This window comes from Dysgonomonas mossii DSM 22836 (genome assembly GCF_000213575.1).
GTDB classification, from domain to species: Bacteria; Bacteroidota; Bacteroidia; order Bacteroidales; family Dysgonomonadaceae; genus Dysgonomonas; species Dysgonomonas mossii.
Genome location: NZ_GL892004.1, coordinates 787,369 through 808,931, shown reverse-complemented (window position 1 = coordinate 808,931; position 21,563 = coordinate 787,369). Strand labels below are relative to the sequence as shown.

Below are 21,563 nucleotides of genomic sequence, written 5' to 3'. Positions count from 1 at the left end.
CCGTTTTTCACATATCTAAATATACTATAGAAGCTTATTTATTAACGATCTCCATTGTATCGGAGGCGATCATATATTCTTCATCAGTAGGAACAACCATAACGATCACTTTAGAGTCGGGAGCACTAACAACAGCCTCTTCTCCTTGTATCTTGGCATTCTTCTCTACGTCAAGTTTTATTCCCATATATTCCATATCCTTACATACTTGTTCGCGAACAGCAATAGCATTCTCGCCTATACCACCCGTAAACATAAGAATATCTACACCACCCAGAACGGCTGCATAAGCACCCACATATTTCTTTATACGGTGTACAAACATATCGAAAGCCAATATAGCTCTTTCGTTACCCTCATCCATTGCGGCACGCAACTCACGCATATCAGACGATACACCCGATACACCTAACAGCCCACTGTGCTTATTTACGAGAGTAGAAATAGCTTGTGTACCGATGTTCTCTTTCTCCATAATGAAAGATATAATACCGGCATCTACATCGCCCGAACGAGTACCCATCAACAGACCTTCAACAGGAGTCATACCCATTGATGTATCTACCGACTTGCCGCCATAGATAGCAGCCAAAGAGCCGCCATTACCTATATGAGCTGTGATAATACGTTGTTTTTCGTAGGGAACACCCAGCAAATCACATCCTTTGCGTGAAACATATCTGTGACTTGTTCCGTGAAAGCCATAACGTCTGATACCGTATTTCTCATATAATGAATATGGCAATCCATACATATATGATTTTGCGGGCATCGTCTGATGGTAAGCAGTATCAAAAACTCCCACCTGCGGGATATTTCCCATCAATTCTCTTACGGCATAGATACCTGCAAGATTAGGTGGATTATGAAGTGGAGCAAGCTCTATACATTCTTCCATTTTCTTTATCACCTCATCGGTAATAAATACACTACTATTAAACTCTTCACCACCGTGAACTACACGATGACCAACAGCGTCTATCTCGTCCAAAGAACCTAAAACGCCATATTTAGAGCTTGTCAAAACACCCAATATATATTCTATTCCGGCCTGATGCTCTAGGATTTCACCTTCAAGAACGACCTTATCACCATTAGGTAGCGGAAACTTAAGGAAAGAACCTTTCAAACCGATTTTTTCGACTCCTCCCTGTGCAACCACAGCCTTGCTTTCCATATCGAAAAGCTTATATTTTATAGAAGAACTTCCACAGTTCAATACTAATATCTTCATGTCTTTAAATTAAATCGTTTGGTCCTATTATTTTCCCTGCATCATCGTAAATATAAAAGCCTCGTTTGGTAGATACACCAAGTTGCTTTGATCTGAACAACTTCCACAGTACCGGACTAGCCTTATACTTTTTATCGCCATACTCGTCAAACATATCTTCCATTAGCATCACCAGCTTTTCGATACCTAAGATGTCTGCCAGTTGGAAAATACCAAACCGTTGTCCGAAGATGATTGTAAACTCTTTATCTATATCTTCTATAGAAGCTACATTCTCCATCCATATCTGACATGCTTCATTCAACATTGTTATCATCATACGAAAACTTACAAGCCCGCTACTTTCGTGCACCTGTATAGCTGTATGCTTGATCATGTGAGCAAAGTGATACACCTTGCGCACTGCCTCTTCGGATGTAAATGTTCCTCTTACAATCTCTAACAAACGAGCGTCTGTATGTGAGACAGGAAAATGCAGACTGATACAACGAGCTTTATACTTCAGATCTGCAGCCAATTCACTGATGATAACTGTAGTTGCATTTGTTGCGATAATAGCATCCGGCGATAAAACTTGTTCCAGATTGCGGAAAACTTCTTTCCTCAAATCAGTGCTACGTCCTCCATCCACATCGTAACGGATACATTCGATCACGAAATCGCAATCTTGAAGATCCTGATAATCAAGGGTTCCTTTGATACGTCCCATGGTAGAACGCTTTTCCCCTTGAGTCAATCCCCAGTTCTCTATTTTTGTATCCAGTCCGTGCTCTATATCTTTCAAAGCCAATTGTATCCTATCTTCCGACACTTCAACAAAAGTAACCTCGATACCCGATAGTGCTGTGAGGCTTACAATATGTCGTCCATCACGACCGCAGCCTACAACCCCGATCTTAGAGAAAAGAGACCTCTTCTTATTTTTTGAGCTTAACCCATACTCCTCAATAGGTTCTATGATTTCTGCCATAAATATTTTAATTATAAATTTAGAGTTATAAACTATGAGTAGATCTGGAAAACGAATCGAATGATTGTTCGTACCAACCTTTTATTTCTCAAAGCTATTTATAACTATTTTACTTTTTCTTTGCGGCAATAGCCTGGTTAGCGGCAATAGCCACCATATTATATATATCACTTACCGAGCAACCTCGCGACAAGTCATTTACCGGTGCAGCCATTCCTTGCAGGATAGGACCTACAGCCTCGGCATTGCCCAAACGTTGCACTAGTTTGTAAGCTATATTTCCTACCTCTAACGAAGGGAACACCAGTACATTTGCATGTCCGGCAACAGCACTCTCGGGAGCTTTTTGCTTACCTACTGCAGGTACAAGAGCCGCATCGGCTTGCAATTCGCCATCGATCTTCATTGTAGGGTCAATCTTTTGAGCCAGTTGTGTGGCTTCAATCACCTTATCTACTAACGGGCTTTTAGCACTTCCTTTTGTCGAGAAACTTAGAATTGCAACCTGTGGTTCTTCTCCAACCAAAGCACGAGCAGTTTGACCTGTAGCAACAGCTATTTCGGCGAGCTGAGATGCTGTAGGATCGGGAGTAACGGCACAGTCTGCAAAAAGCAACAGTCCGTCTTTGCCATATTGTTTCTGAGTAGTAAACATTAAAAAAGCACCTGATACCACACTGATTCCGGGTGCTGTTTTTATAATTTGCAATGCAGGGCGAAGCACATCTCCTGTTGTATTCTCGGCTCCGGCAATTTCGCCGTCGGCGTCTCCGTTTTTGATCATAAGGCAACCAATATATAGCGGATTTTCGGCAAGTTTTGCTGCCTGTTCGATAGTTAAACCTTTCGATTTCCTCAACTCAAAAAGAAGATTTGTATAAACCTCTTTCTTCTCATAATCTTTCGGATCAAGAATGGTCGCTTTATCTATATTTTTCAGATTAAGACCGGCTGCCAATTCTTTTACTTCCTTTACATTTCCTATAAGGATAATGTCGGCAACACCATCACCAAGCAACTGATCTGCTGCTTTTATAGTCCTTTCTTCTGTTCCTTCCGGCAATACGATACGTTGTTTGTTCGCTTTTGCTCTTTCTACTATCTCTTTAATTAAATCCATAATATATAATGATTGTTTTTATCCAATACGAAGTCAGGACGAACCCTTTTTATAAAATCGAGCAAATATAATAAAATTTGCAATCTCTACTTTACATTTCAAGCAAGAAACATCTCGCCTAATGTGAAATAAGCTAAAAAATATTTACTTCCATTCCCACTCCAATTCGTGTATAAGTGGAATACCCTTAGTATTCCTATATCCTTCGAAAATACCTGCCAGTTGTTCCTTGTCAACAATCTGATCTTTGGGAATAATGATATAAACATATTGATTCATCATCAGATAAAAATATCGCTCTATTTCGATGATCGATTTTATATCATGCACATTAAAAAAATTATGACCTCGTTTACTGTCGACTTCTATAACATCATTCCCCAGCAAAAGTTTTATTTCGTAGAGAGATTCTCCTTTCATACTCTCTATTACCTTCCGCTTACTCATACGCTTATACATCCACGCCGACCAGCGTTGATAAAACATAAAAAACAAAAGTGATGATGCGATAAAGACATAAGCCAGAATATCGTTCATCCCGTCAAACAACAGGATAGCACCAAACAAAAGAGATAACCCCGGCAACCGATAACGGTCCCATTTCCGCTGCTTTTTATAACCGCTGTTGTGAGACAAATTATAAAGTTGCAACTCTAAATAGTCATTTGTAGACAATGTATAACTAAGCTCCATATTCGAGAGACAAAGTTAGTCAAAAACAAAGGCTCTCATAGCGTTAACCATGAGAGCTTTTATTTTATTTATCTTTTTTTTCTTTTTCTTCAGCTCTTTCTATAAAGTCTTTTAGTTTTTTCACCATATTCAAGCTTCCACAATAAAACGGCACTCGCTGGTGTAACTCCTGCGGCTGAATCTCCAATATTCGATTATGCCCGTCTATAGCAGCTCCGCCGGCTTGCTCTGTAATAAACGCCATCGGATTGCATTCGTACAACAACCGTAGCTTGCCCTTAGGCGCTTTGTGTGTGGACGGATAGAAATAGATACCGCCAGTAATAAGATTGCGATGGCAATCCGACACCAAGCTACCTATATATCGGGCAGTATAAGGGCGATCTTCTTTTTCTTCCTGACAGTATTTTATATAATCTTTCACGCCTTGCGGAAAATGAACGTAGTTGCCTTCGTTTACAGAATATATATTCGCATTTTTGGGGCATCTCATATTGGAATGCGACAGATAAAAGCTTCCGATCGCAGGATTTAGCGTAAAACCATTCACTCCTCTACCCGTAGTATAAACAATCATGGTAGACGTACCATATATAATATACCCTGCTGCCACCTGATTAACTCCCGGCTGCAAAAAGTCTTCCATCGTAACAGGTGAACCTATCGGAGAAATGCGACGGTATATAGAGAAAATAGTTCCTACCGATACATTTACCTCAATATTAGACGAGCCGTCAAGCGGATCCATCAACACTACATATTTGTTGTTGTGCCCTTCATCAAGCCCTTCAATTGTAATAAAATTATCATTTTCTTCCGAAGCAATGCCACAGACTATTTCCCTGTTGATAAGTGTTTGTATAAAAACATTATTGGCATATACATCCAATTTCTTCTGATCCTCGCCTTGCACATTTGTAGTGCCTACTGCTCCCAAGATATCTACCAGGCCGGCTTTATTTACTTTGTAACTAACGACCCTGGCGGCGAGAAGAATTGAGTTTAACAGGCGAGAAAGCTCTCCTCTCGAATATTTGAAATCTTCCTGTCTCTCGATGATAAATTCATCTAGTGTTTTTCTTGCAATATTTTTCATAGTGCTAATTATTATTGTGTTGTTTTTTATGGATATTTCAAAGGTAAGAAATAATTCAGAACAAAAGTTCCAAAAAATATTTACTTTTGCTGCGAAATTTTTAATCTATAAAGAATGAACTTATCCGGTGTATATACAATAATATTATTGATATTTTCTAATATATTTATGACTTTTGCTTGGTATGGGCATCTAAAGATGAAAGAATATTCGTGGTTCGAAGCGCTTCCATTGTTTGGTGTTATACTTTTCAGCTGGGGAATCGCTTTTTTTGAATATTGCTTTCAGGTTCCGGCAAACAGAATCGGATTTCAGGGAAATGGAGGCCCTTTCACTCTGATGCAGCTAAAAATCATCCAAGAGGTTATCACCCTCACCGTTTTTGTATTGTTCAGTACACTGGCATTCAAGACTGAGACTTTCAGATGGAACCATTTATTAGCTTTTGTCTTTCTTATTGCTGCTGTATATCTGATATTTAAAAAATAGAGACAATACTCCTCTTTCGAGAAACACTTTACAAATTAGTTATATTTAGTTAAACGCACTACACCTCCCATAGGGCGTAACACCGCTTTTGTTTAGAGAGATTCCAAACAAAATATGTTCTTAAACATAGCGTAAATACTGTTAAAATCTACCTCTTCGCAGGTTACGGGGTTGTTACAAATTGAAATATGTTTTATATTTGGCCTCTATATCATATAAATTCTATTTATTTTTAGGTACACACATGGAAAAAACCCTCGTTATTCTAAAGCCTTCTTGTGTTCAAAGAGCACTGATAGGAGAGGTTATCTCTCGTTTCGAAAAGAAGGGTTTACGTCTAGCAGGAATGAAAATGGTACAGTTGACTGATGCTATCCTCAGTGAGCATTACTCACACTTAAAAGACAGACCATTTTTCCAACGTGTAAAAGACTCCATGCAGGTATGCCCGGTTATCCTTCAATGTTGGGAGGGGAGGAATGCAACGAAAGTTGTACGCTCTCTGATTGGAGTAACCAATGGCAGGGAAGCTGCTCCGGGAACTATTAGAGGAGATTTTTCGGTTAGTTCTCAGGAGAATATTGTGCATGCTTCAGATTCGTCCGAATCTGCTAAGACAGAACTAAAACGCTTTTTTAACGACAACGAGATTTTTGATTATAAACAATCCACACTAGCTAACTTATATGCAGGTGACGAGATTTAATTTATATTTATGACAGGAATAAGCAGTAACATTTTAACAAAAGGCTTCAAGCGAATCAGATTATTGCCACTAGTGGCAGTATTTTTCATCCCAATGACAGGCTTCGCCCAGAAGAAAATAACAGAAGAAGCCTCACCAGACAGAGTAGAACTAAAGTACAAGCAACGACACAGCAGACAGACCCCAAATTCCAATCTATATGCAGATGGAATTAAAATAAAAAGAGACCTTTCTATACTTAAAGAAATTCAAGAAGAACGCATCCTTGGAGAAAATGAAATCCCAGCAGAAGATCTTTACGGAGGTATATGGAATAATCGTTATGTGAACGCATACCGTTCTATAGAGAATATTCCAGATACATTCAAGGTGAGCCTGGCAAATTTCACAATGCCAACCATGGGATATGTTACCTCTAATTTCGGACCTCGCCGCCGCCGTATGCATTACGGAATAGACCTTAAAGTACAGGTAGGTGATACGATTTATGCAGCCTTCGACGGAAAAGTACGTGTAAAACAATACGAAAGACGAGGATATGGATATTACTTAGCCTTGCGCCATCCAAATGGATTGGAAACTGTTTACGGACACTTATCCAGATTCTTAGTAGAAGAAGACCAAGTTGTAAAATCGGGAGACCCGATCGCTTTAGGAGGAAACACAGGACGTTCGACAGGTTCTCACTTACATTTCGAAATCCGCTTTTTAGGCAATCCGATAAACCCTATATACATTGTTGATTTCGACAACAAGGTTTGCCACAAAGACACCTATACAGTAACACCAAACAGCTACAGAAAAAGCAGCAAAGGTGTAGACGTTAGAAATCTTGCTTCATCCTCTACTACAAGATCAAGCAACGATGTGAAAAATAAATACGCAACGGGTTCTGTGAAGTACCACCGAATAGCAAAAGGTGACACACTGGGTAAAATTGCAAGGATGCATGGTACAACAATCAGTAAACTCTGTAAGTTGAACAACATTACTTCAAGAGCTACACTAAGAGCCGGAAAATCATTAAGAGTTTCATAAGCAAATAAATCAAGCATATATAAAAAATGGCTTCAATAATATATTGCCGCCATTTTTATTTGATCTTTTTATATCAATATCTGTTATACTCTACCATTCGATTGGTGCAATGCCTTTCGATTGCAAATACTTATTCGCCATACTGAAATGACTATTGCCAAAAAATCCATTATAAGCCGAAAGAGGTGAAGGATGTACTGACCTTAGCACCAAGTGCTTGTTAGGGTCTATAAATGAGGCCTTCTTTTGAGCGTATGCTCCCCAAAGGATAAAGACCAAATTCTCTCTTTTTTCGGCTAAGCGATGTATGGCTGCATCGGTAAATGCTTCCCATCCTTTTTTCTGATGCGAGCCTGCCATATGTGCCTGAACAGTCAGTGTAGCGTTGAGCAGCAATACACCCTGATTTGCCCAACGGGTCAGATTTCCCGATCGGGGTACAGGAATACCCAAGTCTCGGTTTATCTCCTTAAATATATTCACAAGCGAAGGCGGAGCAGGTATTCCATCGGGTACGGAAAAAGACAACCCATGAGCTTGACCATCGTTATGGTATGGATCTTGTCCCAAAATAACAACTTTTACTTTATCAAACGGAGTATGCTCAAAAGCATTAAAGATAAGCCTCGCCGGAGGAAAGATTTGTTTGGTTTTATATTCTACTCTTACAAAGTCGGTAAGCTTTTCGAAATAATCTTTTTCAAACTCATCTTTCAACTGGTCTTTCCAACTTTGTTCTATTTTTACATCCATAGGTACTTAAAACGGTATTTATAATTATAAATATTCAAGATTGGAGATGCATAAAGATACAACATTTTGAAGATACAAGATGTATTTATTTAACATTTGTACGTTCTTTATAAGAGCAGTACCTTTGTACACCTTTTAAGTTCAATATGTTTTGCTCGCAGATTTATCTTATTATAGATGGTTTAGCAGGATTACGAAAAGACCATTGAATGCTGAAAAGCTAGAAAAAGTGACATGATAAAAACACATAAAGAAGTGTCACTTTTGTCACCTTTTGCATTCTCGAAAAGATTATACAATACTATATTACAGGCAGATACATAGAGAAACAATTAAATAAAAAAAGTGACAAATATATCAGGAAAGTGACAATGAATAGAAGCATATTACAATTAGCTATACCAAACATCATTTCCAATATCACTGTTCCCTTACTCGGATTGGTAGATATGTATATTGTGGGACATCTCGACTCGGAAGATTATATCGGAGCCATTGCTTTGGGCACAATGCTATTCAATTTTATTTATTGGAGCTTTTCATTTCTTCGCATGGGGACAAGCGGCTTCACAGCACAAGCCTATGGCGCAAAAGACTATAGAGAACAAGCCAATACTCTGCTGAGGTCTCTCTCGGTTGCGATGAGTGCAGGCATTGTAATCGTTCTACTACAATACTTTATTGCTCTTGCCGGATTCTTTCTACTCAATGCTGACCCTACCGTTAAGGTTTTTGCTCACCAATATTTCTATATATACATCTGGGCTGCACCCGCTGTGTTGGGCATGTACACATTCAACGGTTGGTTTATAGGCATGCAAGATGCCAAAACACCAATGTTTATAGCCATCACGGTAAACATTGTAAACATAGCTTTAAGCTTTGTCTTTGTATACGGATTGGGAATGAAGATAGAAGGCGTAGCCCTAGCCTCCGCATGTGCACAGTATACAGGATTCTTATCATTTATACTTGTCTGGAATATGAAATACGGTTGGCTGAAAAAACACATTGACTTCTCTGTTCTCAAAAACTTACACGCATACGTTCCCTTCTTTAAAGTGAATAGCGACATCTTCATTCGCACAATGGCACTGATTGCAGTAACAACATTCTTTATGTCTGCATCGTCCAAATCGGGAAAAGATATCCTTGCTGTTAATGCCTTGTTGATGCAAATGTTTATCCTCTTTTCGTATATGATGGATGGTTTTGCCTATGCAGCCGAGGCCTTAACGGGAAAGTATATCGGAGAAAACAATAGGCATTTACTAAAACGGCTCGTGAAGCGTCTCTTTGTATGGGGAACTGTTATCGCTATACTGTTTACGCTTATTTATGCCACCGGTATGGATTATATACTGGCATTGATCACTGATAAAAAAAATATATTAGAGTTAAGTAAAAGCTATCAGTCTTGGGTTTTGCTTATCCCTATTGCAGGATTCTCTGCTTTTCTTTGGGATGGGGTCTTTGTTGGGGCTACAGCATCGCACCAAATGAGGAATTCTATGCTGATAGCGGTGGGTGCTTTTTTCCTTATATATTTTATGTTTTCCGACGCTTCTGCGAACAATATCCTATGGTTGGCGTTTATAGTGTATCTGGGACTTAGGGGTATCATCCAAAGCTTAATGGCACCCTCTATTTTGAATGATTCCAGATAATTGATAATCAATTAATAAACATCTTAACTAGTTATGAGTAAAATTGCAATAGTTTATGGCTCGTCTACCGGAGCCACAGAAGCGGTAGCGGAAAAAATACAGGCAGCACTCGGCGATGCTACACTTTTTAATGCCGATGGTGTTAGTGTCGACGACTTGCAATCATATGATTTTTTTATTTTAGGTGCATCTACAACAGGTATTGGTGACTTACAGGATGACTGGGAAGCTTTTTTGCCGAAATTTGAGAAAATGGACTTTACAAATAAGAAAGTAGCCATCTTTGGATTAGGCGACAGCGCATCTTTCTCTACCAGCTTTGCCGGAGGTATGTATACGATGTACAAGGCTCTGAAAGGAAAAGTAGAAATCGTAGGCTTTGTTCCAACAGACGGATATACATTCGACGAGTCTGATGCTGTTGTAAACGGGCAATTCGTTGGTCTGGCTTTGGATGAAGATAATGAATACAATGAGACAGAGAAGCGTGTAGCAGACTGGCTTGAAGATTTAAAAAAGTATTTTTAATAAATATATCTTTATTTAGTGATGTATATAAAGAGTCGGTTGGTATCCCCCAACCGGCTCTTTACTTTTCCTAAAGGATATTCTTTATTGCTGACAACTTATCGACAACATAAGTGGGCTGAAAATCTCCGACAGGCTTACCTCCGGGGTTATACCAAATCTGATCGATACCACTATTGTATGCACCGCCGATATCGGTGAATAGATTATCCCCTATCATGATTGTAGAGTCTCTCTCTGCCCCTGCTTCTTTCAGAGCATAATCGAACAAATGCGGATGAGGTTTATTCACCCCTACAGCATCGGAGAGTATCACCTTATCGAAATAGCCTGTTAGTCCGGCATTATCCATTTTGATATATTGCATCTCGGTAAAGCCATTGGAAAGGATATGTATCTTGTATTTCGACTTCAGATAGTCCAGTAAATCGACAGCACCATCAATAAGGGTCTTTTTTTGCATTATCCGCTCTATATAATCATCATTAATAGCAAGTGCCTTTTCTTCCGATATATCCTCTACCAAAGAAAGAGGAGCAATAAAACGTTCTCTTTGCAAAGTGGCTTTAGATATTTTACCTTGCCCATACATCTCCCAAAGCTGGCTGACATTGGCATAATATATTGTATAAAAATCGTCGAAAGACGGAAAGTAGTTTCCAAAGTTATAATCATCATATAGCTCTACTAAAGTCTGTCGGGTATTCTCTACAGTATCTATAAGCGTATCATCCAAGTCGAGAAGAATATCTGTATATTTTGATTTCATAATTATCTTATATTAGTAGATGGCAAAGATACAAAATATAGATAAGGACAAACTCCGTCTTTTTTATATTACTTTAGAGTCTTTATTAAATAACAAGCGATGTATAGTAAACTAATCAGCCATATCCGCAATTATATTCATTTCGGCGACTCTGATATTGAAATATTAGCTCAATATATAACCCTCCTTGATCTAAAAAACAAACAATTTGTATTAGAAGAGGGACAAGTCTGCAAAGCTTATTACTTTGTTGAAACAGGCTGCATGCGGATGTTCTTCCACAACGACAAAGGAACGGAGCAAACAATTCAGTTTGCGCTAGAGGGTTGGTGGATGACGGATTATATGAGCCTTTCTAACCAAAAGCCATCCGAATATTATATACAAGCGATAGAAAATTCGAGCGTGTTTTCTATTGGTTTTCACGATTTTCAAAAAATGATTTTAGAGTTGCCCTCTTTAGAGCGATACTTCAGGTTAGTCACAGAAAGAGCACTTGCTGCTTCGCAATTTAGAATGAAGCTACTCTATGAACTTTCGAAAGAAGGTATATATAAACACTTTAAGACATCTTTCCCCGAGTTTGTTCAACGTGTTCCTCAATATATGCTGGCTTCGTTCTTAGGACTTACGCCGGAATATCTGAGTGAGATTAGGAAAAAGAACCCTTAAGTTATTTCTTAAACCAGCTTAAGATTTGCCTATCCGATGAGTTGTAATTTTACGCCTGAATAAAAAATAGAAAACAATGAATGCTTCAAAGAAACTTACAGAGAAATTTCATAAAGTAATCGAAAACGAAGGCGTAGTATCAATCGTATCGTGGGGAAAGGAAGAACCGCATATAGCTAATACATGGAATTCATATCTGGAAGTCACAGAGGATGAACGCATTCTCATCCCTGCCTATGGTTTGCGTAAAACACAAAGAAACGTAGAAGTAAACAACAAAGTAAAACTTACATTGGGCAGTAGAGATGTTTTAGGCTATAAAGACTATCAGGGAACAGGCTTCTATATAGAAGGAACGGCGAGATATATTACTTCGGGAGAGGAATATGACTATATGAAAGAAAAATACTCATTTCTGAGCAGGGTATTGGAAGTTACGGTGACTTCTATAAAACAAACCCTATAAGAAATACAAATCAAATATCATTTAATTAAGGGCTTTTACTAACTTTGTAGCAATTTTGGAAAAACAGAATTCAATAATATGGCAAAAGAACTTAAAGAACTGACATCTCGAAGTCAAGATTACAGTCAGTGGTATCTCGATTTGGTATTAAAAGCAGATTTGGCAGAAAACTCTGCTGTACGCGGATGTATGGTGATAAAGCCATACGGCTATGCGATTTGGGAAAAAATGCAACGTCAATTAGACGATATGTTCAAAGAAACAGGACACATGAATGCTTATTTCCCGCTTTTCATCCCCAAATCATTTTTGAGTAAAGAGGCTGATCATGTTGAAGGTTTTGCTAAAGAATGTGCTGTTGTAACTCACTACCGTCTAAAAAATGATCCTGACGGAAAAGGAGTAATAGTTGACCCTGATGCAAAATTGGAAGAAGAACTTATTGTTCGTCCAACTTCCGAAACGATTATCTGGAATACGTACCGTAATTGGATACAATCATATAGAGATCTGCCTATCTTGGTAAATCAATGGGCAAATGTTGTACGTTGGGAGATGCGTACACGTTTATTCCTGCGTACCGCAGAATTCTTGTGGCAAGAAGGGCATACTGCTCATGCCACAAAAGAAGAAGCTGTAGAAGAAGCAGAAAAAATGTTGAACGTGTATGCTCAGTTTGCTGAAGAGTATATGGCTGTGCCTGTAATTAAAGGTGTAAAATCAGCATCTGAACGATTTGCCGGAGCTGTAGATACATATACAATAGAAGCCATGATGCAGGATGGAAAAGCACTTCAATCGGGAACATCTCACTTCCTTGGACAGAATTTCGCAAAGGCATTTGATGTGAAATTTGCGGATAAAGAGGGTAAGATGGATTACGTATGGGCTACTTCATGGGGAGTATCTACCCGCCTTATCGGAGCTCTGATAATGGCACACTCGGATGACAATGGGCTTGTGCTTCCTCCAAAACTGGCTCCGTTCCAAGTTGTTATTGTTCCTATATATAAAGGAGCAGAGCAATTGGCCTTGATCAACGAGAAGGTAGATGGCATTGTAAAATCATTGAAAGCTCTTGGCATCAGTGTTAAATATGATAATGCAGACAACAGAAAACCGGGATGGAAATTCTCAGAATATGAATTGAAAGGTGTCCCTGTACGTTTGGCTATGGGTGCTCGCGATATGGAGAATAACACAGTAGAAGTTGCTCGCCGCGACACGCTGACTAAAGAGACTGTATCATGCGATGGACTGGATATGTATATCAAGAATCTATTGGATGATATTCAGGCTAACATCTACAAAAAAGCGTTCGATTTCAGAGCTAAGCAAACAATCACTGTAGAGACATACGAAGAGTTTAAAGAAAAGATAGAAGAAGGGGTATTTATTCTTGCTCATTGGGATGGCACCGCCGAAACTGAGGAGAAAGTGAAAGCTGAAACCAAAGCAACAATACGCTGTATACCTCTTGAAGGGGATAAAACTCCGGGCAAATGTATGGTTACAGGAAAACCATCTGCTCAACGAGTAATATTCGCCAGAGCTTATTAATTGAGGAAAGTAACAACTTATAATAGAATAGAGGATTTGGGGTTTCCAAATCCTCTATTTATTTTTGAAGAGTATGTCTTAAGCATTACTGGCATGCAGCTCATGAATCTCATTTATATGCAAATGTAAATGAGGCAGGTAATTTATAATCATCTCTTTTAGAGAGACTCTATCTCCAAGGGCTGTAATCCATTCATTAGTGAGCTTATCAGCATCTACATGTTTGATAATATGCATTATGTGGAGGTTTGAATATTTCCACAATTGAACCAAGTCCTCCCAATTCTCTGTCTGATAATCCTGGATAGCTATCCATCTGTCATTATTTCCCAGGTTAGCATAATCGGGGAAAATCAACGGACTGGGCTGGTTTTGCAAATGGATAATACGATGTATATTATTAGACGCTGAATCTACCAAGTGTCCAAGTATCTGTTTTATATTTCTGTTCTGCTTATTTACTTTCGTGGTTATCAGTTCTTCTGACAATGATAGTAGGAATTGCTCTTCGGTATTAATGACTTGCTTAATACCATCTATAACCTGATAAAAATCAATTTTTTCCATTTCTTTAATTCATTAAGGATAATAAATAAAATTCTATATTATCTGTAAGCAGAAAACGATGTAAAGATAAGTTCTTTCACCTTACTGAAAAGTATTTTATTAATTATATCATAAAAAATCTGGCTATAGAAGAACAAACGGCCAACCATTAACCTTAATTAACACCAGCAATAAACGACTAATTTACAAATACATATACACAAAACACACTTCTATGCATAACATAGTACTAAAAATAATCCAATATTTTTGTAACTATTCGATAGTTGACAACGTCATATATATAGAAAGCGCTTTTAAAAACAAAAATTCGATCTATTAACAAGGTAACAATTTAAAAGATACCGACATGAAAGCAATATTTTTAACAACAGTTTTGGCAACGCTATTTTCATTCTCTAATATATATGCAGGAAATTCAAAAAACAAAGTATATAGCAATATTGAAACCACTAAATACGGTTGCACAAAAGAATATACAACAGTAGACGGCACTTCATTAGAAGCTTTGAAAAAAGCTGTGTTTGTCTACGATACAAAAAACAATCTGAAGGAAAGAACATATTACAAATGGAGTTCACAAGGATGGATTGGAACTCAAAAATATGTATATGAATATAATTCGGATGGAAGCAAAGTGGCCAATCTTATTTTCACCAAGTGGGATAAAAATATGGCAACATGGTCTACCAAATCGCAGCATTTGATACACGTATATGATGATGCGAGCGGAAAGCTATTAACAGTTAAGCAAGTTCAAGTAAACAATAATTCCAGTGGTCTTATTGCTAATAAATAAGCCACATTTTTAGAATTACTACTTTTCGAGTTCTGTTCCTTGCGATAAAGAGCAGAACTTTTTTTATTGTAAAAATTGCTACCTTTAGCCCCCAATAAGTATAAAAAACGAAGATGATCAATACATCAGATATAGGCTTAGTACTCGAAGGAGGAGGTATGCGTGGTGTTTTCACCTGTGGAGTTTTGGATTATTTTATGAGTCGAAATATTGAGTTCCCTTATGCAATAGGTGTATCTGCCGGAGCTTGTAATGGGCTTTCTTTTATCTCTAAACAACAAGGAAGAGCTAAATATAGTAATATAGACCTTCTGGCTAAGTATAAATATATAGGGCTTAAACACTATATAAAAAAACGAAATATCATGGATTTCGATTTACTGTTCCATGAGTTTCCTGAAAATATCATACCCTACGATTATCAGACTTACTTCTCCTCTCCATCACGATTTGAGATGGTAACGTCCAATTGCCTTACAGGAGAAGCAGAATATTTGGAAGAAAAATCGAATAAAGAAAGGGTTATAGATATTGTAAAAGCATCCAGTAGCTTACCTATTATGTGTCCTATAGCGTATGTAGACGATATCCCGATGCTTGACGGAGGCATCTGCGACTCAATACCTGTAAACAGGGCAATAGATCAGGGTTATAAAAAAAACATAGTCATCCTTACACGCAACAAGGGATACAGAAAAGAAAGCAAGGATATAAAAATGCCATCTTTCATTTACCGGAAATATCCGGCTATGCGTGAGGCTTTAAGCAACAGGAATAGTCTCTATAACTCTCAATTGGATTTAATAGACAAGCTTGAGGAGGAAGGATCTGTATTTGTTATCAGACCTCAAAAACCGATCATTGTAGACCGTATAGAAAAAGATGTAAACAAACTCACAGCTCTCTACAAAGAGGGCTATGAGTGTGGTATGTCTATTGAGAAGATGAATCTTTAATCACTTCTTTAGTAGAAAGCTGAAATCATCACCTATTTTTAATTCTCTTGGCTCTTCGCCATATTTGAATATACGTGCAGTCTTTTTACCGATAAGCTTCAAGTCATCGCCTTCGAGATTCAGCATAGAGCCTTCTCGAAGTCCTACAACATATATATCCTGATTTTCTGTAATAAACTCCCTGATACGATCTTCACGTGTTTCGCCTCCATGATTTTCGGGATGTGTATCCAGATAATGCGGGTTTATTTGAAAAGGGACTAGGTTTGCCACATCAAAGCCTTTTGGGTCGATGATCGGCATATCGTTTGTTGTTCGCAATGTAGGGCAAGCCACATTTGAACCGGCACTCCATCCTATATATGGAACTCCTTGTTTTACTCTTTTACTGATAAGCTCTATAATCTTATTATCACGCAGCATGCGGACAAGCTTCCATGTATTACCGCCTCCTACTACAATAGCCTCTGCTTCTTCAACTGCCTTTACAGGATCGTCGTAGTGATGAATACTAACAACACTATGTCCTATTTCTTTGAAACGCTCATTGACTTTCTTCTCATACTCATCGTAGGAAAAAGTAACCGCAGCATAAGGAATAAATAGTGCTTCTATAGGTTTTTCTCCTAAAAACTCTTTAATGTTATACTTCGGATAGTCTAAATATGCCTCTCCCGGATTCGTTGAATTGCTGATAAGTAATAATCTCATAATGGACTTTTTTGTATTTATACAAATATATTAGTTTTTATGATAACCGACAATGGTGGCTTTCTTCATCTGTTGTATTGTAGCTCTGAATATTCAAGTGGATAAGCTAAAAAGCATTAAAATGTCTATTTTCTACTTTCCTTTCTTCGAGTTTTCATAATCTTTGATGAAACCTCTACACATCCAATTGGCTAAAGCTTGCCTGTTATCTGATTGTAAAAAGCGACGTTGATCAAAACTATTCTGGATATTACCAAGCTCAGCGTAAATACCCACAGGTAAAGTTTTATCAAGAACGTATAAGGTTCGTGTACTTACTGTGCCGGTAAAACCTCTATCCGGCTGATGCTTGTCATAATGATCGCTGAAGGTTTCACGCATTGTATTCGCTAGTTTTTTACCCACAGTACTATTCTTTGAGTAATAAAAGAATACATCTAATTGTTTTTTCTGACTTCTGCTATCCAAATGAATAAAAACAGATCTTTTATATTTTGCTTTCGAACGCTTATTCAAGCTGTTAATTTTATCTGTTCGTTGCTTCAATCGGGCAATCTGGTTCAAAGGAATAGTAGCACCCATACAAGTTTCACGCTTGCTGTTCGACAAATAACGATCATCCCTTATGCCATCCTCTGCATCTTGAATAATCATATAGACTGTAGCACCTTCTTCCATTAAGTTACGTGCCAGTCTGAGTGTTATATCATAAGCATACTCATCTTCGCAAAGCTCATACCCGTCTACCTCTGCCATAGCTCCGGGATCAGGACCTCCATGTCCGCTGGATAAGAAGAAACAAGCACCTTTTAGCTTATCTGATTTAATAGTATACTCCGCATATTTTTCTCCAAAAAGCTTATTCTCCGTTTTTTTACCCTTTTGATTAGAATCAAAAACTTCGTCCTTTGCTTTTTTCGTATCATCTTTATCTGTGTCAGGTAATATATACGAAACATCCTTCAACAAGGAATCTCCTTTACCAAACTTTCCTTTATTCAATTCCAAAAACATATTAAGATTCTCTGCTCCTGTACGTTTATTTCTTCTCAGGAAAGCGAGGATACCTTCACCATTACGAGGTGTATCTTTTTCACTTTGAGAATAAACAGAGATACTGGATATTATAAATATCGAAAAGATTATAAGTCGAATATATTTCATATGTCACTAAACTTAGCCGGAACGGCAGTGAGAAATTTTGCAGATGGTAAAGATACTAAGATTTCACCAAAGATTGGGTCGAATGAGGATTTTGTTATAACTTTGGAGTGTAACTCATATTGAAGCAAAACTCAAATGTACAAAACAAATAAAACTAACAAATCTTGTTCATTGCTATCTACTAAAAAATGAACAATAATAAATTTACTCACTAAAAGCTACATTAAGAAATAAGAGTGAGTAGTTTAAAATAGATCTCAAAGGAGAAGACAAATAGCAAACCTATAAAATAAGGTTTCGTATTGACATATTCCTTAAATTATTTAATCTACTATTATTCCCTTTGGTTTACTAAAAAAGCTATAAAAGATGAAGATCCCTTATATTGAAATTATCGAATCCCTTACTCCTGACCCAAACTTATTAATGTGGAAGTTTCAAGACGCAGGACAAGAAATAAAAAACGGTGCGGCTCTTACAGTACGAGAAAGTCAACATGTAATGATTCTCAATGAAGGTCAGCTAGGTGATATTTTCTCACCTGGAATGTATAATCTTACCACAGAAAACATACCCATAATCACTAGTCTAAAAAGCTGGAAGTATGGATTTAACAGTCCATTCAAAGTTGATATATACTTTTTCAATATGCATCAGTTTATCAATTTAAAATGGGGGACTCCAATGCCTATTATAATGCCCGATTCTCAATTTGGACAAGTCAGAGTCAGAGCTTTCGGAACATATAATATCCAGATATCAGATGTAGCAAAGTTTTTCCGTCAATACGCCGGAACTTATCATCAGCTAACTGTATTTGAACTGGAGCGGCAATTACGAGACTTCATTGCTCCTGCATTCGGAGAAATACTAGTCAAGAATGGATACAGCATTATGGATGTTGCAGGAAATATTACAGAATTAAGCAATAAAATACGACCTCTAATACAACCTCTATTTGATGAATTAGGATTAGCACTTACTAAATTTCAAGTATCTAGTGTCACTCTGCCGGATGATGTACTTAAGCATTATGATATTGTTACTAATATGAATATGATTGGAGATATAGATCGTTTTCAGAAATTCAATACCGCTTCTGCTATAATACAACAAGACACTGCAGTAAATGAAGGGACTAAAACAGCAGCAATGTTAGGTGCAATAATGGGACAAATGAACCAAAATACTCAAGAAAACAACAATATTGCAGCTAAATTAAAGAAATTGAAAGATCTTTTTGATGCGGAATTAATCGATGAAGATGAATTTAAAGCAAAAAAAGCAGAACTATTGAATCAACTGTAAATGAAAGACGAAAATAAAGCCAATTCGTTTATTCAAAGAATAAAACAAAAGGTACTTGAGCAAAAGCCATACGGAAATGAGACACAACATTTCGAGGCTGAAGTAAGCACAACATTATGTCCTAATTGCGGGGCCGGAAGGGCCAAAACTGATGGACTTACAAAATGTGTATATTGTGGATTTGAATTTATTTCTTTAGAATTAACTGATGGTATAAACTTAAAAAAAACAGATAATTCAAAATAGAATTTAAGTTATGTATCTAATGTTAGATATATTTTCACTACCAACCTATAAACAAGACTAACACATCTTAGAATATGGCAAAAAGCTACGACTTAAACAATTCCGCTGATGAAATAGAGCTACGCTGGAGGAATTTCATTCTGAAATTAGAAGATCGATTAGTAGAACTATATGAGGTATCCATTCCAGAACTTGCAGAAACATATAAGATGGATAAAGATATCAACAAAATGGCTTACCATCGAATGGTTTCAGGGGTACTTGGACAAGTATTGCATATTATTCATAAAGCAGACAGCGTATTTGCTGAAAAAGTAAGAAATGAGTTTGATGAAATGGAAGTAAATAACCCTGCAGAAGAATCATCTAAAGTAATATATGACAAGAAGGAAATCTGTGCTACACTATTGAGAGAATTTACAGACAGGGCATATATTTGGTATAATAAAATAAAAGCAGCAGAATATATTAATTTGGAAGAAAAATATGAAGCTATTTTACATGAATTTGAACTTACAAAAAACAAATTTAAATGTACACAGTGCGGAAACTACATTATACTGGAAAAAATATTCTTTAATGCAACACATATAGAATGTCTCTCTTGTAAAACTCAAAACACCTATAGACCAAGCAGCAAAATATCTCAATTAGAACATTTGAGTAGAACATTAGCAGAACAACGCACCAAACACTTGTTACAAAATTATGAAAGAGAAGTAAAAAAGGAACGTGATCTTTATCATCAAATACATAATCTTAAATTGAGTATTATTTTAGAAAAGAACATGCAAAAAAAGATAGAGGTTGAAAAACAAATAAACATGTTGGAAATCCAAAGAAAACAATCAATAGAAGAAGCTCCAAAACTTTACATAAAATATATGAGAGCCATGTTCGACGAGTGGAATAAGATAATTCCCGATTTAAAAGAATACAATGAAAAAGTTTATCAAAGCTGGATAAAAGACTACATAGCAAACCAATAATAGAGTAATTACTAAAAAATGAACAAAAATGTTGAAAAAATTTTTAAATCTATTTGATTCAGAGAAGGAAAGCGATAAGCAAAAGGAAGAAACAAATAAAAACTCTTCACAAGAAGAACTAATTGTTGCTGACATAGAGGTTGAGACCGAAGAAGAAAGTGATAATGAATGGGCTGACTCTGAAAGAGGACAAAAGGCCGCAGTAGAACTAGATCCTAACACACTTCATGGAACAAATTATACTGTAGAAGAGTTTGATGCAGAAGTAGAAAGGATAGTACAAAAATTCATTAAGGAAGATGAGGCAGAGAATAATAAAGTTTCGGAAAGTGATATAAGAAACTATTATATTAATGTAAGAAGGCAAGTATACCAAGAGTGGACAGGAGCAAACACCAATATGATGCTGCAATGGGAACAAGTGAATCAAATGGAACACCTTGGAGTAACTTCTTTCGGAAATGCTAAACATGACAACAGCAACCCATTATTGGATCCTATACACGGTATCAGTTTAGAGGATTATGCTGCCATATCTTATTTCCTGGCTTCTGGAAGCGATCTTAACACAATATTATCTAAACTGGGTATCGATATGGTCATATATCAAGAGGTGAGCACTATCTGGGCAAAACGAATACAGGAAGACACAACGTTTCAGGTAGCAACTTTATTTAGCCAATATTACGGAACCTCAGACAAACACCCTAAATTAAGCGGTGCGGCTGTCGAACTTTCCGAAAAAGGAAAGTCAACATTAGAAAAAATGAAAAATGATCGCTTCTTCTACGAAGAGTTATGTGGAGCTCGTAGTGCCGCTTATGAATATGGTTTAGACGGTTCACAATGGATTATGGATAACTATCATGTATCTTTAGGAGAATTTCAGAAAATAGCGACTTTCCATATGGAGCAAGATCAGAAACATGTTGATATGGAAATGACTCTAAAGTATACCCGCCATATGCAGAATAAGATGGAAGAGTATAAAAAGATATTTGCACAAGAGCAAGGAGGAAATATTGCAGATGATATTCAATTTTAATTGAAAATCGAACATAT

General features: G+C 37.2%; 24 protein-coding genes. 14 read left to right on the top strand and 10 right to left on the bottom strand.

All coding sequences use genetic code 11. The features are described from left to right. Positions 1 to 34: 34 nt before the first annotated feature. The 5 genes from HMPREF9456_RS03505 to fbp all read right to left on the bottom strand — a co-directional run bounded on the left by HMPREF9456_RS03505 (position 35) and on the right by fbp (position 5,113). Positions 35 to 1,234, bottom strand: a complete 1,200-nt coding sequence (locus tag HMPREF9456_RS03505) for an acetate kinase (protein ID WP_006842079.1) — start codon at positions 1,232 to 1,234, stop codon at positions 35 to 37. A 4-nt stretch (positions 1,235 to 1,238) separates the two neighbouring features. Next, positions 1,239 to 2,204 (bottom strand): 3-hydroxyacyl-CoA dehydrogenase family protein, encoded by a 966-nt coding sequence (locus HMPREF9456_RS03500; protein ID WP_006842078.1) that lies wholly within the window; start codon positions 2,202 to 2,204, stop codon positions 1,239 to 1,241. Between the two features lie 109 nt (positions 2,205 to 2,313). Further along, the gene (gene pta, locus HMPREF9456_RS03495; protein WP_006842077.1) at positions 2,314 to 3,324 is read right to left on the bottom strand and encodes a phosphate acetyltransferase; all 1,011 of its coding nucleotides are present in this window, start codon (positions 3,322 to 3,324) and stop codon (positions 2,314 to 2,316) included. Positions 3,325 to 3,468: 144 nt separating this feature from the next. Next, a complete protein-coding gene (locus HMPREF9456_RS03490) occupies positions 3,469 to 4,017 on the bottom strand; it encodes a YcxB family protein (RefSeq protein WP_006842076.1) in 549 nt (182 codons plus the stop codon). A gap of 64 nt (positions 4,018 to 4,081) precedes the next feature. After that, positions 4,082 to 5,113 (bottom strand): class 1 fructose-bisphosphatase, encoded by a 1,032-nt coding sequence (fbp, locus tag HMPREF9456_RS03485; RefSeq protein ID WP_006842075.1) that lies wholly within the window; start codon positions 5,111 to 5,113, stop codon positions 4,082 to 4,084. 114 nt (positions 5,114 to 5,227) lie between these two features. Between fbp and HMPREF9456_RS03480 the strand changes: the two genes are divergently transcribed. The 3 genes from HMPREF9456_RS03480 to HMPREF9456_RS03470 all read left to right on the top strand — a co-directional run bounded on the left by HMPREF9456_RS03480 (position 5,228) and on the right by HMPREF9456_RS03470 (position 7,346). Beyond that, positions 5,228 to 5,602: a DMT family protein gene (locus HMPREF9456_RS03480; protein WP_006842074.1), complete on the top strand. Its 375-nt coding sequence runs from the start codon at positions 5,228 to 5,230 to the stop codon at positions 5,600 to 5,602. Between the two features lie 244 nt (positions 5,603 to 5,846). Continuing rightward, a complete protein-coding gene (gene ndk / locus HMPREF9456_RS03475) occupies positions 5,847 to 6,308 on the top strand; it encodes a nucleoside-diphosphate kinase (RefSeq protein ID WP_006842073.1) in 462 nt (153 codons plus the stop codon). Between the two features lie 9 nt (positions 6,309 to 6,317). After that, the gene (locus tag HMPREF9456_RS03470; protein WP_006842072.1) at positions 6,318 to 7,346 is read left to right on the top strand and encodes a peptidoglycan DD-metalloendopeptidase family protein; all 1,029 of its coding nucleotides are present in this window, start codon (positions 6,318 to 6,320) and stop codon (positions 7,344 to 7,346) included. Positions 7,347 to 7,436: 90 nt separating this feature from the next. Here the strand turns inward: HMPREF9456_RS03470 and ung are convergent, their stop codons facing one another. Beyond that, positions 7,437 to 8,099 carry a uracil-DNA glycosylase gene (gene ung / locus HMPREF9456_RS03465; RefSeq protein WP_006842071.1) on the bottom strand — a complete coding sequence of 221 codons (663 nt, stop codon included), beginning with the start codon at positions 8,097 to 8,099 and terminating at the stop codon, positions 7,437 to 7,439. A gap of 371 nt (positions 8,100 to 8,470) precedes the next feature. On the opposite strand from ung, the gene HMPREF9456_RS03460 reads away from it, so the two are divergent. Continuing rightward, complete coding sequence (locus tag HMPREF9456_RS03460) at positions 8,471 to 9,766, top strand: MATE family efflux transporter (protein WP_006842070.1); 1,296 nt, start codon at positions 8,471 to 8,473, stop codon at positions 9,764 to 9,766. A gap of 33 nt (positions 9,767 to 9,799) precedes the next feature. Further along, complete coding sequence (locus HMPREF9456_RS03455; RefSeq protein WP_006842069.1) at positions 9,800 to 10,294, top strand: flavodoxin; 495 nt, start codon at positions 9,800 to 9,802, stop codon at positions 10,292 to 10,294. 70 nt (positions 10,295 to 10,364) lie between these two features. On the opposite strand, the gene HMPREF9456_RS03450 is transcribed toward HMPREF9456_RS03455, so the two are convergent. Beyond that, complete coding sequence (locus HMPREF9456_RS03450; protein ID WP_006842068.1) at positions 10,365 to 11,063, bottom strand: YjjG family noncanonical pyrimidine nucleotidase; 699 nt, start codon at positions 11,061 to 11,063, stop codon at positions 10,365 to 10,367. Positions 11,064 to 11,162: 99 nt separating this feature from the next. On the opposite strand from HMPREF9456_RS03450, the gene HMPREF9456_RS03445 reads away from it, so the two are divergent. The 3 genes from HMPREF9456_RS03445 to proS all read left to right on the top strand — a co-directional run bounded on the left by HMPREF9456_RS03445 (position 11,163) and on the right by proS (position 13,761). After that, positions 11,163 to 11,735, top strand: coding sequence for a Crp/Fnr family transcriptional regulator (locus HMPREF9456_RS03445; RefSeq protein ID WP_006842067.1), 573 nt, complete (start codon positions 11,163 to 11,165; stop codon positions 11,733 to 11,735). A gap of 76 nt (positions 11,736 to 11,811) precedes the next feature. Continuing rightward, positions 11,812 to 12,201 carry a pyridoxamine 5'-phosphate oxidase family protein gene (locus tag HMPREF9456_RS03440; protein ID WP_006842066.1) on the top strand — a complete coding sequence of 130 codons (390 nt, stop codon included), beginning with the start codon at positions 11,812 to 11,814 and terminating at the stop codon, positions 12,199 to 12,201. Between the two features lie 78 nt (positions 12,202 to 12,279). Beyond that, entirely contained in the window at positions 12,280 to 13,761 is a 1,482-nt protein-coding gene (proS, locus tag HMPREF9456_RS03435) for a proline--tRNA ligase (protein ID WP_006842065.1), read from the top strand. Positions 13,762 to 13,839: 78 nt separating this feature from the next. Here the strand turns inward: proS and HMPREF9456_RS03430 are convergent, their stop codons facing one another. Beyond that, positions 13,840 to 14,328: a DinB family protein gene (locus HMPREF9456_RS03430; protein ID WP_006842064.1), complete on the bottom strand. Its 489-nt coding sequence runs from the start codon at positions 14,326 to 14,328 to the stop codon at positions 13,840 to 13,842. Between the two features lie 349 nt (positions 14,329 to 14,677). Here HMPREF9456_RS03430 and HMPREF9456_RS03425 point away from each other — a divergent pair, with 349 nt between their 5' ends. Both HMPREF9456_RS03425 and HMPREF9456_RS03420 read left to right on the top strand, forming a co-directional pair. Next, complete coding sequence (locus tag HMPREF9456_RS03425; protein WP_006842063.1) at positions 14,678 to 15,127, top strand: DUF3836 domain-containing protein; 450 nt, start codon at positions 14,678 to 14,680, stop codon at positions 15,125 to 15,127. 113 nt (positions 15,128 to 15,240) lie between these two features. Next, positions 15,241 to 16,083, top strand: a complete 843-nt coding sequence (locus HMPREF9456_RS03420) for a patatin-like phospholipase family protein (RefSeq protein ID WP_006842062.1) — start codon at positions 15,241 to 15,243, stop codon at positions 16,081 to 16,083. On the opposite strand, the gene pepE is transcribed toward HMPREF9456_RS03420, so the two are convergent. Further along, positions 16,084 to 16,794 (bottom strand): dipeptidase PepE, encoded by a 711-nt coding sequence (gene pepE / locus HMPREF9456_RS03415; RefSeq protein ID WP_006842061.1) that lies wholly within the window; start codon positions 16,792 to 16,794, stop codon positions 16,084 to 16,086. It abuts the gene before it with no gap. A gap of 132 nt (positions 16,795 to 16,926) precedes the next feature. Beyond that, on the bottom strand, positions 16,927 to 17,958 hold the full coding sequence (locus tag HMPREF9456_RS03410) for an N-acetylmuramoyl-L-alanine amidase family protein (protein ID WP_006842060.1): 1,032 nt from the start codon (positions 17,956 to 17,958) through the stop codon (positions 16,927 to 16,929). A gap of 369 nt (positions 17,959 to 18,327) precedes the next feature. On the opposite strand from HMPREF9456_RS03410, the gene HMPREF9456_RS03405 reads away from it, so the two are divergent. From HMPREF9456_RS03405 to HMPREF9456_RS03390, 4 genes are all read left to right on the top strand, one after another. Further along, positions 18,328 to 19,266 carry an SPFH domain-containing protein gene (locus HMPREF9456_RS03405; protein WP_006842059.1) on the top strand — a complete coding sequence of 313 codons (939 nt, stop codon included), beginning with the start codon at positions 18,328 to 18,330 and terminating at the stop codon, positions 19,264 to 19,266. Continuing rightward, on the top strand, positions 19,267 to 19,512 hold the full coding sequence (locus HMPREF9456_RS03400; protein ID WP_006842058.1) for a hypothetical protein: 246 nt from the start codon (positions 19,267 to 19,269) through the stop codon (positions 19,510 to 19,512). A gap of 74 nt (positions 19,513 to 19,586) precedes the next feature. Further along, on the top strand, positions 19,587 to 20,501 hold the full coding sequence (locus HMPREF9456_RS03395; RefSeq protein WP_006842057.1) for a BRcat domain-containing protein: 915 nt from the start codon (positions 19,587 to 19,589) through the stop codon (positions 20,499 to 20,501). Positions 20,502 to 20,529: 28 nt separating this feature from the next. Continuing rightward, the gene (locus HMPREF9456_RS03390; RefSeq protein WP_006842056.1) at positions 20,530 to 21,546 is read left to right on the top strand and encodes a DUF6620 family protein; all 1,017 of its coding nucleotides are present in this window, start codon (positions 20,530 to 20,532) and stop codon (positions 21,544 to 21,546) included. The last annotated feature ends 17 nt before the right edge of the window (positions 21,547 to 21,563 follow it).